General features: G+C 41.7%; 12 protein-coding genes and 1 tRNA gene. 3 read left to right on the top strand and 10 right to left on the bottom strand.

Annotated features, from left to right (window positions below; genetic code table 11):
* The first annotated feature begins 63 nt into the window (after positions 1 to 63).
* Positions 64 to 1395: an SGNH/GDSL hydrolase family protein gene (locus tag CU053_RS01660; protein ID WP_158106920.1), complete on the top strand. Its 1332-nt coding sequence runs from the start codon at positions 64 to 66 to the stop codon at positions 1393 to 1395.
* Between the two features lie 121 nt (positions 1396 to 1516).
* On the opposite strand, the gene rplI is transcribed toward CU053_RS01660, so the two are convergent.
* From rplI to CU053_RS01700, 8 genes are all read right to left on the bottom strand, one after another.
* Positions 1517 to 1963 (bottom strand): 50S ribosomal protein L9, encoded by a 447-nt coding sequence (rplI, locus tag CU053_RS01665; protein WP_100550629.1) that lies wholly within the window; start codon positions 1961 to 1963, stop codon positions 1517 to 1519.
* A gap of 24 nt (positions 1964 to 1987) precedes the next feature.
* Positions 1988 to 2215, bottom strand: a complete 228-nt coding sequence (rpsR, locus tag CU053_RS01670) for a 30S ribosomal protein S18 (protein ID WP_100550630.1) — start codon at positions 2213 to 2215, stop codon at positions 1988 to 1990.
* Positions 2216 to 2225: 10 nt separating this feature from the next.
* Positions 2226 to 2582 carry a 30S ribosomal protein S6 gene (rpsF, locus tag CU053_RS01675; RefSeq protein WP_100550631.1) on the bottom strand — a complete coding sequence of 119 codons (357 nt, stop codon included), beginning with the start codon at positions 2580 to 2582 and terminating at the stop codon, positions 2226 to 2228.
* 168 nt (positions 2583 to 2750) lie between these two features.
* Positions 2751 to 2826: transfer RNA gene (locus CU053_RS01680), tRNA-Val, on the bottom strand.
* A 69-nt stretch (positions 2827 to 2895) separates the two neighbouring features.
* The gene (gene rpoZ / locus CU053_RS01685) at positions 2896 to 3108 is read right to left on the bottom strand and encodes a DNA-directed RNA polymerase subunit omega (protein ID WP_100550632.1); all 213 of its coding nucleotides are present in this window, start codon (positions 3106 to 3108) and stop codon (positions 2896 to 2898) included.
* 104 nt (positions 3109 to 3212) lie between these two features.
* The gene (hemH, locus tag CU053_RS01690; protein ID WP_100550633.1) at positions 3213 to 4181 is read right to left on the bottom strand and encodes a ferrochelatase; all 969 of its coding nucleotides are present in this window, start codon (positions 4179 to 4181) and stop codon (positions 3213 to 3215) included.
* Between the two features lie 45 nt (positions 4182 to 4226).
* Positions 4227 to 5063 (bottom strand): DUF2797 domain-containing protein, encoded by an 837-nt coding sequence (locus tag CU053_RS01695; RefSeq protein ID WP_100550634.1) that lies wholly within the window; start codon positions 5061 to 5063, stop codon positions 4227 to 4229.
* A 14-nt stretch (positions 5064 to 5077) separates the two neighbouring features.
* The gene (locus CU053_RS01700) at positions 5078 to 5899 is read right to left on the bottom strand and encodes a 7-cyano-7-deazaguanine synthase (RefSeq protein ID WP_100550635.1); all 822 of its coding nucleotides are present in this window, start codon (positions 5897 to 5899) and stop codon (positions 5078 to 5080) included.
* Positions 5900 to 6407: 508 nt separating this feature from the next.
* Between CU053_RS01700 and CU053_RS01705 the strand changes: the two genes are divergently transcribed.
* Both CU053_RS01705 and CU053_RS01710 read left to right on the top strand, forming a co-directional pair.
* Complete coding sequence (locus CU053_RS01705; protein ID WP_100550636.1) at positions 6408 to 6887, top strand: 6-pyruvoyl trahydropterin synthase family protein; 480 nt, start codon at positions 6408 to 6410, stop codon at positions 6885 to 6887.
* The gene (locus CU053_RS01710) at positions 6862 to 7644 is read left to right on the top strand and encodes a 7-carboxy-7-deazaguanine synthase QueE (protein WP_233263308.1); all 783 of its coding nucleotides are present in this window, start codon (positions 6862 to 6864) and stop codon (positions 7642 to 7644) included. The genes CU053_RS01705 and CU053_RS01710 overlap by 26 nt, the downstream gene beginning before the upstream one ends.
* Before the next feature lie 25 nt (positions 7645 to 7669).
* On the opposite strand, the gene odhB is transcribed toward CU053_RS01710, so the two are convergent.
* Together odhB and CU053_RS01720 are read right to left on the bottom strand one after the other, a co-directional pair.
* Positions 7670 to 9142 carry a 2-oxoglutarate dehydrogenase complex dihydrolipoyllysine-residue succinyltransferase gene (gene odhB, locus CU053_RS01715; RefSeq protein WP_100550638.1) on the bottom strand — a complete coding sequence of 491 codons (1473 nt, stop codon included), beginning with the start codon at positions 9140 to 9142 and terminating at the stop codon, positions 7670 to 7672.
* 99 nt (positions 9143 to 9241) lie between these two features.
* Positions 9242 to 12094, bottom strand: coding sequence for a 2-oxoglutarate dehydrogenase E1 component (locus CU053_RS01720; RefSeq protein ID WP_100550639.1), 2853 nt, complete (start codon positions 12092 to 12094; stop codon positions 9242 to 9244).
* Between the last annotated feature and the right edge of the window lie 5 nt (positions 12095 to 12099).

The following is a 12099-nucleotide window of genomic DNA, read 5'->3' on the forward strand; positions in this document are numbered from 1 at the left end:
TCGCTTCATTGCGGCTGATATTTAGGCGAAATATTTCTCAGGCTGAGGAAAGGCGATATTTAGGTGTCATGTAGTGTGGTTAAAAACAATTGCAATAGCCTACAGTATGTTGAACAGCGGGTTGACGGTATAGCTAAAACAACCAAAGAGATTTTAGCATATCAGCGCCTAATGTTAGATTATGTGGATACGGGTTATTACGCATATAATTCAAATGTTGATTATTTTATATATGAGGATAAGCCAAAACAGCAGTTATTAGGGTCTGTCAATCTTGCCCTGCATAACTATTGGAGTAAAAATGAATATTTTGCCACGGCTTCCAATGTAAATATTGATATTGATCTGGCACATCGTTCATGGCACAACTGGGCTGGGACACCAAATATCACATTCGAGCTATGCCCAAATAAGGCTTTTGAAATTAGCAAAGACTCGTTGTTTGATGGAGTGAATCGTGTCGTCATCTTTGGTGATAGCTTGTCTGACGAAGGCAATTTGTTTGCATTAACACAAGGAGTGATACCCAGTTCACGCAATTATTACAATGGAATGTTCAGTAATGGCAATACATGGTCAGCTATTTTTAGAAATGCGTTGTTACAGCATAATATCAAAGTAAGTAATTATGCCGTAGGTGGTGCAACAACTTTAAGCTATGACGATAATCTCCATTTACCCTACACTTTAACCGATGAGACTCATATGTATTATGCCAATGCGTTGTACGAAAATTGGCAGGATGCAAATTCAACTTTAGTGGTAATTTGGATTGGTGGTAATGACTATCTGACTCAGCCTAACAATCTGGATGAAAAGTCACAGCAACAGCTTACAACAAATGTTGTTGATACCATAAAGGCAACGATTGAAGAGTTAGCTGCTTCGGGAGTTAAAAAATTTGTAGTATTTAATCTGCCCAATTTGTCTTATGTGCCAGCCTCAGTCAGTATAAATAAAAATACCGCTGTAACAGAAGCACTGTCAAAACAGCACAATGATAAGCTTAAGACAATGATTGCATCACTTATTGCGACATACTCCAACGAACATGTGTTTAAGGAGATGGATATAGCTGATTTGTTTGGGCAGTTTATGGAAAAATCACAAAGGCAGCAACTTAATGGTCAATATAAACTTAAGGTAGATGTTGTCAATAAGCCATGCTATCAAGGCAATTATGCCTGGTTAAACATGGACCTCATTAAAGCTGTATACAATGCGTACACAGAACAGGTTATTCCAGGACTGGTGAGTTTAAAGAATATAATGTATGACGCCTATAAATATTTCAATGTATGTAATAATCCTGAGGCTTATTTTTTCTACGACCAGACCCACCCAAGCGCGCAAGTGCACGAAGTTATCTATGACAAGTTTGTTAAAAACACCTAGGAACTCGGCAGTTCTGATGTAGACAACATGCCGACTGAACTGTGCTAGAAAAGCCTTTAAGATTTTACGAAACAAAAAAGCCGCACAGATGGCGGCTTATATTTTTAGAGCTAATTAAGACTTATTCAGCAATAACGACTAACTTGATTTGAGCATCGACATCCGAGTGCAAATGAACAGATAATTCATATTCACCCAATGAACGAATGGTCCCTTCTGGCATGCGCACGTGACGTTTCTCAACTTCAACGCCAGCTGCAGCAATGACGTCCGCCACTTCTTTAGTCCCAACGGAACCAAACAGCTTGCCACCATCACCTGCTGCGGCAATGATTTTAAATACCTGACCAGAAATTTTCTCTGCCTTTACCTTAGCACTTGCTAAACGCGCAGCTTCTAGCTGATGCAACTCTGCTTTCTGTTTTTCAAAAGCAGCAATGTTAGCTTCTGTTGCCTGAACCGCTTTCCCAAAGGGCACTAGATAGTTACGCGCATAGCCTGGTTTTACGTTAACAACATCCCCCAGTGAGCCCAGGTTTTCTACTTTCTGTTTTAATATAACTTGCATTATCAAAGACCTCTTAACCTATGATTAGTTGAAGTGACGATCACAGTAAGGGATCAACGCTAAAAATCTTGCTCTTTTGATAGCATTAGCAAGCTGACGCTGATACTTAGTTGAAGTACCTGTGATACGACTTGGAACGATCTTACCTGTTTCAGTAATGTAACCCTTCAACATGTTTAGATCTTTATAATCAATCTCTTTAACGCCTTCAACGGTAAAACGGCACACCTTACGACGACGATTTGGACGCATACTCATCTCCTTACTCAGCTTCACTTATTTCTTTAACTTCTTTCTTCTCATCCTTTACCATCATGATTGAAGGCTCAGTGATTGCATCATTGGTGTTAAGCACCAAACGACGAAGAATTGCATCATTGTATCTGAATGATTCGTTTAGCTCATCTAGTGCATCTGTACCACACTCAATATTCATTAAGATGTAATGGGCCTTGTGAAGCTTCGCGATTGGGTAAGCAAGCTGACGACGTCCCCAGTCTTCCAGTCGATGAATCTTACCGCCTCTGGATTCAACGATTTCACGGTATTTTTGTAGCATGTTTGGTAACTGATCGCTTTGATCAGGATGAACCATGAACACGATTTCATAATGTTTCATATTTTACTCCTTTCGGTTTATCGTATTTACTCTCGATAAGCTATTACCACCCTTGCGAGTTAAGCAATAGCAAAGAGCCGCGCTATTGTCACAGTTCAGCACCCAAAACTCAAGCGCTAATTCAGGACACAAACAAAAAAGGCTTCACATGGAAGCCTTTTAAATCTCTGGTGGGTGCTGAGGGGATCGAACCCCCGACCCTCGCCTTGTAAGGGCGATGCTCTCCCAGCTGAGCTAAGCACCCGAGAACGAAGACAGATTATATGGTTTAAAAAATCAAAGTCAACGCCTAAAATTGTTATTTTTAAATTTTTTAATATTCCTGCTCAGCCCTGATTTCTGCTTTGCTTATTTTGCCACCAGCAATCTCGCGTAAAGCGACAACTGTAGTCTTGTCATTATCCCAATCAACACGAGGCTCTTTCCCGCTTAAGCTTAAAAATCTTGCTCTTTTGGCCGCCAAAACGATTAATTCAAAGCGACTATCAATTTTTTCTAAGCAATCTTCTACCGTTACACGTGCCATAAATATTCTCCTAGGTTCAAAAGCTGCTCGATTCTATAGAAATTTTGGAATTTTGCCAAGCTATGGTTGTTAAATCTTCTGGCAAATAGTTAAAACGAGTTAAGTCACCGACTTTCATCAATAATTGTCTTTAACATCTTGATATGTAAATCACTGTCATTTAGGCAGGGAATGACCCTATATTCTTTACCACCTGCATTCATAAAGGTTTCACGTTCGGTTTCGGCTAATTCCTCCAGAGTTTCCAGACAGTCAACGGCAAACCCTGGTGCCATAATGAGCACATTTTTCTTACCTTCTTTAGGTAAGTTTGCCAAAACATCTGTTGTATAAGGTTTCAGCCACTCTTTAGGACCAAAGCGTGATTGAAAAGATAAACTCACTTCAATCTTGATATCAATAAGCGCCTGCATCAATAATTCATAAGTCGATTGGCAATGCTGCCGATAAGGATCACCCTTTTGTACACATTCCAAAGGAATACCATGAAATGATAGTAAAAGCACATCTGGTTTAAAATGAATGGTTGTTAGATAACTCAAAACACTTTGCTTTAACGCCTCGATATAAGCACCATGTTGATAGTAAGGTGCAATACCCGTAATATTGGGTTGATAGCGCATACCCTGCAATACGCGAAATATTTCATCAAAAACTGAAGCTGTTGTCGTTGCGGAATATTGCGGATAAAGCGGGAAAGCTATGATTTCTGTTATTCCCTGTTTCACAAGAGAATGAAGTTTATACTCGATGTTTGGTTTACCATAGCGCATGGCAAAATCAATCAGTGTATTACCCTCCATGACTTCCGCTAATTTCTGTGCCTGCATTTGCGTATAGTGCATAAGTGGCGAGTTATTTTTAGCTTTTAACCACACCTTCTCATATAGTTTTGCTGTTTTGGGAGAGCGAAATGGCAAAATAAACAAGCGCAAAATAGGCTGCCAGATCAAAGGCGATGCCTCGATCACTCGCCGATCGGATAAAAATTCTTTTAAGTAACGACGCACATCTTTTACTTGATATGATTCTGGGGTTCCCAAATTAATAAGCAAAATGGCTTTTTTATTCATTGTTGCTGCCTTCCCTCTTTCCAAGAAAATAACTCAATATCATACTCATTTCACGATACTCACACTCGAAACAATTAATTCACACTTGTATCCAGCAAACTTGCGCAAATTCATCACCCCTGTATCAAGGATAATGTATTGCCCCTTAATGCCAAGCAGAACCCCCTCAACCTGTGAATTTTTATCCAGGTTATGTGAATTGACCTTTTGTGGGTAACTTAGCACTGGATAGTGAATATTTATCTCCTTAGTATCCACAATGTCGATTGCATGCGTACCATATTCAACTTGTAGTGATTCAATAAAGTGCTGCTCTTGTAAGAGCAATTCTCTTTTAATCGCCACCAAGTCAGTGGCATCAGGGTGTTGTTTCAACATCGCCTGCCAGTTAGTTTTGTCTGACAATGTTTGTGCCAGCTCAACTTCAATCAATCCAGATAAGCGCCGCTCACTAACCTTAATAATTGGCAAGACCTGTACGGCTCCTTGGTCAATCCAACGCATGGGAATATTTTTTTCACGCGTAATACCTACTTTTACGCCCCCTGTATTTGCCAAATACACATAATGCGGTTTAAGGCAATGTGCCTCTCCCCAAGAGCTATCACGACATGTTCCTTCGTGATAATGACACAGCTCAGGCTTAACAATACATGTATCGCATTCAGCCAGACTACGCACGCAAGGAAAACAATACCCCTGGTTAAAGCTTTTTTTGGTCAGGCGCCCACAAGCCACGCAATTGATTTGATTGAGAAATATAAGCTTGATTTTTTTACCAACCAGACCATTCATCTTGATGTCCTGCAGTTGATAGCAGGCATTGTTATCACTATCTAATGTAGTCTTCATTTTCTGCAAATGCAGCGTATATTCGCTCATTAAACCCTCTTTCCCTAGGCTTTTATTTTTTGATGAAACTCGGTGATGACCTTCTTGGCATATGACTTCACCGTCTGCCAATTCACAGGACCTGACTCATCCGCATACGCCACAGGATCTTTTAATCCCAATGCCAAAAATGCCTCGATGCGCCCAATGGACGAGGCTGATTTATAATCGCTATAACTCATATGGTCATATTCAACTGGAATATAGGATGTAAAAGTCATCTTATAAATTTCTTCGTAATTTAAATTTAGTGCTTCACAAGCATTAATACCATCACGTAAAACCACCGTCTTACTCGCATTGATATAAGGCAAATGGTAAGTCACTTTTTCGGCATCCCAATTCCCAGCAAGAAATGCCTCATAATCCTTATCGCGAAACACCTGGCGGCAATCAGGATAAGTCGCATAATCTCCACTATGAACTCCCATCGCAATAATGACAGATGTTTTTTGTGCTTCTGCTATCGATAGCGCTGCGGCTTGAATAATGGAGCTAAAAATTTTATTACGATTGGGAACAACCGTCAGGCGCATATTACTCTCATGATAATGCCCAAGCGGAACCTCTTCTCCACCACTGATCAGTGCAGAGTCTAAGAGTACTGAAAGCCCATCGATTTTAATAATATGATGCCTGATTTTGCAGCCTTTCTTTTTAAGATAATCCGTTAAGCTTGCGGCTTTCTCCAATTCCACTCTATGCTTTTGCCCATAGTCAAACGAGATTGCCATCACATCATATTCATCAGCCAGTAAACGTAACATCAATGAAGATGAATCCATCCCACCTGATAGCGATAATACGGCATATTTTTTCTTTTCCATTAGCTTTCCTTATTGCTGAGTTCACCCGCTAATTAACTGAAGTTATACACTCTCACAAATTTTGTAGTTTAGAAAACACCCCGTCAACCTTAGGTTGCCACCCCTTTTGGAAAGAGGGGAATCTAGTAACAACCTTGTCGGAAAAATTCCCCTCTTTCCAAATAGGGGTGCCGAGTCTGCCCGACCACTCTGGAGTGGTCAGCCCTTGTTCAAAAATGCAAAAGTACGTAACTCCAGTGATTAACCCTTGCAATTGCTTGCAGCAACTGCAGATTTCACCTATACCACTCGTAAATCATTTTGCGGTGTTTACCTGACCACTCTGGAGTGGTCAGGTGTAGTTGCGAAGCAGCTTGTGAAGATTTTGGCAAGTTGAATTGCAGGGAATAGCTGAGACTATTGCCAAAGTTCAACTTGTCAAAATCACGCAAAATGCAAAGCAAGAAACTCTGTAAAATGGTTTATGAGTGGTATATAGTGCTCAAAAACCTTAAGCATCATATCACAAATGATTTATCGTGTTGAAAAATATCTTGATGGCTTCTCTACCTGCTTTCGCCAATGGAACGCTACGCACTCCCATTGCCGCTTTTTGCATGGTTATGCGATCTCGTTTCGCCTGCATTTTGCCGCCAAAAGTTTAGATGAGCACAATTGGGTATGGGATTTTGGCTGGCTAAAAGACCCACAATTTCAGATTAATGGTTTAACGACAAAAGAGTGGTTTCATTATATGTTTGATCACACCGTCGTGTTATCGGAAAAAGACCCTGCACTGAAAACCTTTCAGGATCTGGAGAATCAAGGGCTGCTACAGCTTCGCACTTTGCCTTATTTCAGCTGTGAAGGCATTGCCGAATTTGTCTTAAACACGCTTAATCCCATGATCCAAGAGCATAGCAACCATCGCGTGAGTCTGTTTCGCGTTGATGTAATGGAAAACAACAAGAATCTGGGTGGCGTTGAAATTGACCACGAATTTGCCTGACTACCATAAAATTCTACCGATTATTGAGCTTTACCCTTGCTTACAGGGTGAGGGTTCTCGCCGTGGGCACCCATGTTTTGCCATTCGCACCACAGGCTGTACACATCGCTGCTACTTTGGTGAGTCTGGGGGATGGTGTGATACCTGGTATTCAAGCATTCATGCGGATAAGGGTAAGTTTTCTTTTAGCGACATCATCAGCATGATTAGGGCACACCCCGACATTAGGGAAATTATGCTAACAGGTGGCGCACCCACCATGCACCCAGCTCTTATAAATGAGATCATGCAGCTTGCGCATGCGTATCAATTATTTGTAACTTTAGAGACGGAAGGGTCTCACTTTGTTAAGACCGATTACCCGATTGATCTTGTGAGCCTGTCACCTAAATTCAGCAATAGCATTCCTCAATTAGGCATAACCACACCAAAAAACAAGGTTGTCGATCAGACATTTATTGATCAACACAACAAATATCGACTTAATATTGATGCAATAAGCCAAATGATTGCCTATCACAAAGATTATCAATTTAAACCCGTCTGCGATGGGAGTGAAGCAAATATTCAGGAGATAAAAGCCCTCATCAGTCAATTAAATATTCCTAACCACAAAGTCTATCTAATGCCTGCAGGCAGTACACGTAAAGAAATGATCAAAGCCTACCCTCTGATTATTGAACTTGCGCTACAGAATGGCTTTAATTTTACCGGACGCGATCACATTATCGCGTTTGATGACAAGATTGGAGTGTAATCAATCAGTGAGTGAAGCCCCAAAATCATATCTCAAGCAACATCCTTGAAGGATCTTCAATCAATTCTTTAATTGTTTTTAGGAACTTCACTGAAACACTCCCATCAATGATCCGATGATCATAGGATAACGCTAAATACATGATGGGGCGAACGACGATTTCGCCATTTATGACCACAGGGCGCTCAACGATATTGTGCATGCCTAAAATCGCGCTTTGTGGCGCATTGATAATCGGAGTGGATAACATCGAACCATAGGTGCCGCCATTAGTAATAGTAAACGTGCCACCCTGCATTTCCTCAAGTGACAACTTGCCATCACGCGCTTTGATCGCCATTTCGATGATTTCATTTTCAATTTTGGCAAATGATTTTTGATCAGCATTACGAATCACAGGAACTACCAGACCACGATCTGAACCAACCGCAACACCAATATCAAAAAAGCCATGATAAATAACATCGCTACCATCGATTGACGCATTGACTTCAGGAAAACGTTTTAATGCCTCTGTCGCTGCCTTTAGGAAGAAAGACATAAAGCCAAGTTTGGCATCGTGTGTCTTTTGAAATAGATCTTTATATTGTTTTCTCAAATCCATGACAGGCTTCATATCGACTTCATTGAAGGTCGTTAAAATGGCATTAGTATGCTGCACTTCAACTAAACGCTTAGCAATCGTTTGACGCAAGCGTGTCATCCGCACACGCTTTTCAAGACGACCGCCCGCAAAACTCACCGCCTCAACGCTAGGTGCTGCCACTGCTGTAACTGGCATATTAATCACATCCTGTTTGGTAATACGACCATTTTTACCTGTGCCTTGAACCGTGGTAACATCAATCTCATTGACCTTAACCGCACGACGCACAGAAGGGGATAAATGATCATGTGACTGCATAGAGGTTTCTGCACTTCTGGCAGTTGATACGGATTCAGCACTAATGGCACCTGTAGTCATTTCGGCAACTGCTTCAGCGCTTAGTACCGTATCACCTTCATTTTTAAGTTTTTTGACTAATATACCACTCTTCGAAGCAGGGACTTCCATCATGACTTTATCCGTTTCGATTTCAACCAGGGTTTCACCTTCTGTCACTGTATCACCGATATTTTTGTGCCAGGTCGCCACCGTCCCTTCAGCAATCGATTCTGGAAAAACAGGCGCATTGATAGTCACGCTTTCGGCAACTGATCCAGTCTGTATTTTTGACCCTGTAGTGACGACTTTAGCTGCTGTTTTAGCTGAGAGTTTCGCTCTACCCTCACCAATTGTACCAATCGTTTCTTGTGATAACACCGTGTCACCTTCATGCTTTTTAATTTCACCCATAATGCCAGCACTCATCGCTGGAACCTCCATCACGACTTTATCCGTTTCAATTTCGGCTAAAACATCGCCCTCTTCAACAAGATCCCCTGGCTTTTTATACCAGGTCGCTATGGTGCCTTCTGCAATCGACTCTGGAAAAACAGGAACTTTTATCTCTGTCATTTTCTTACCCTTTTTTACTTTTCTACTTTAAAAATCTACTTGCGCTGCCATATGCCCAAAAGGCGTATTCAATACGCCCCTACTATGTAAATACACAACCTAATTCAGGTTCAATTTAAGCGCTTCATTAACCAACTCAGTTTGTTGCGCATGAAATAATGACGGATAACCTACCGCAGGTGCTGCTGCCGCCTTTCTGCCAACATAGGATAAACTTTGATCTTTATGCAGCACTTTACGCAACTGATGCTGAATCATCCACCACGCACCCTGATTTTCTGGCTCTTCCTGTACCCAAACAATGTCTGTGATATGTTCATATTTCGCTAGTACTTTTCCTAAATCCACCTGAGGGAAGGGATAAAGCTGCTCAAGTCTTATAATCGCAACATCTTTTACCGCCTTGTCTGTCCGCTCAGTCAATAAATCATAATACACTTTACCTGAACACAGAATCACGCGAGACACCTCTGAAGGTTTGATATTTTCAACTTCAGCAATGACATTTTGGAACTGACCATCAGCAAGCTCATCGATACTCGAATGGACCAAGGGATGGCGTAATAAGCTCTTAGGCGACATAACAATCAAGGGTTTTCGATAGGTCCTTAACATCTGTCGGCGCAGCATATGAAATATTTGCGCAGGTGTTGTTGGCATACAAACCTGCATATTGTCATGCGCACACAACTGTAAAAATCGCTCAAGCCGTGCTGAAGAATGCTCTGCTCCTTGCCCTTCCTGACCGTGAGGCAAGAGCATGACAAGACCTGATAAAATACCCCACTTTTCCTCTCCCGCAGCAATAAACTGATCAATCACAACTTGTGCAGTATTAACAAAATCCCCAAACTGCGCCTCCCACAACACCAGTGTTTTTGGGGATGAGCAACTATAACCATACTCAAAGCCGAGCACGGCATATTCAGATAGTATTGAGTCAATAATATGGCATTGAGCATTTTGATTAATATGTCGTAACGGTGTGTAATCTAGCAAATTGGCATTACTATGATCGTAATTATGTAATACCGCATGCCGATGAGAAAATGTGCCGCGCCCAGAATCCTCGCCAGATAAACGTATATTAAAACCTTCCGACAACAGCATCGCATAAGCCAGGTTCTCAGCAAAACCCCAATTGACAGGTATTTTACCACTTGCCATTTTAATGCGATCATCCATTGCTTTTCTTACTTGCGGCTGCAAAGCTAACGCTTGCGGCAGATCATTAAGTTTTTGCGCAAGCTCTATAAGTTTATCCTTGGCAAAACGAGTGTCTACACTTTGATCCCATTTCTGGTTCACGTAAGGACGCCAATCAGCAATACACCTGCTCTTACGTTCATGCTTGCCTACGATAATATCCGCAACCACTTTTCCTGCCTGCAACCGATCACGATAAGCCTTTGCCATTTCATCAGCCTGCGCTTTTGTTACAACACCCTCTTTTTCAAGCTTTTCAGCATAAATAGCGCGCGTTGTTGGCAGCTGTTTGATAACGCTATACATGAGGGGCTGCGTCCCAGACGGTTCATCTGCTTCGTTATGACCCTGCCTACGGTAGCACACCAAATCAATGACCACATCTTTGTTAAACATCATGCGATAGTCCATCGCAAGACCTGCCACACGTATAACCGCTTCAGGATCATCGCCATTGACATGAAGCACAGGAGCCTCAACGACTTTAGCAATATCCGTACAATACAAGCTGCTACGGTTATCTTCCTTTTTATCCGTGGTATATCCAATCTGGTTGTTAATCACAATATGAATCGTACCACCCGTACCGTAGTATCGAGTTTGCGACAACGCAAAGGTTTCCATCACCACGCCTTGACCACAGAAAGCGGAATCGCCATGAATCAAAACAGGTACCACTTTACTGTGTGGGTTTTCAGTAAAACAATCCTGTTTGGCTCTAACAGCACCCTCTACCACAGGATCTACGGTTTCTAAATGAGATGGGTTAAAGGCGAGTGCCAAACGCACTTCCTCTTTTGGCGTTTTATGCCAGGAAGCAAAGCCCAGATGATATTTCACATCCCCCGACAAGAAACGCTTACTTTGCACCCCCTCAAACTCTTTAAACAAATCTTCAGGGGATTTACCCATAATATTGACAAGGACATTTAAGCGACCTCGATGAGCCATTCCTAAGCCAATTTCCTCAACAGCAACCTCACCTGCTTTATTGATGATTTCATTTAAAGCGGGAATCATCGACTCTGAACCTTCTAATGAGAAGCGCTTTTGACCAACGTATTTCATGCCAAGGTACTTCTCCAAGCCTTCAGCTGCCGTTAATCGATCCAACAGCCAGGCTTTGCGCTCATTCGACAAACTGGGAATGGTTTGTTCAATACGCTGTCTAAACCACAACTTCTCTGCCATATTGCTTAAGTGCATAAACTCATAACCGATACTACCCGCATAAATATGTCTAAGCTGTAGCAGAATATCTTTTAATGGCATAGCTTTATAGTCAGAGAAAATACCAACATTAAAGCTTTCATTCAAATTGGATGTGTTCAAACCATGAAAATCCAGTTCAAGCTCAGGCGTTTCTTGTGCTTGCTTGATGCCAAGTGGATCAAGATTTGCAATCTTATGCCCAATACTGCGATACATATACACAAGATCCATCACCGCAGAGACTTTGTCTCCGCCATCTGGATAACTACCAGAATCTATGACAGCACCTTGCGATCCATATAACGCAAAACGAAATGGATTCTTGCTTAGCGCAATAAAATCCTCTCTAACCTCCGCATGTGAGACTTCGTGCTTATTATCACGAATCGCATCAAAATATTGGCGCCAGCTACCATCAACAGCATTTGGATCTTTTAGGTAATCTTCATAGATGGCATCTAAGTATGCGCTGCTACTGCCCGATAACTGCGAACTCTGCCACCAGGAGACCATTGATTCGTGGGTTTCACTCATAGTAT

The sequence above is a fragment of the Caedibacter taeniospiralis genome, assembly GCF_002803295.2.
In the GTDB taxonomy this organism is placed as follows: Bacteria; Pseudomonadota; Gammaproteobacteria; order Francisellales; family Francisellaceae; genus Caedibacter; species Caedibacter taeniospiralis.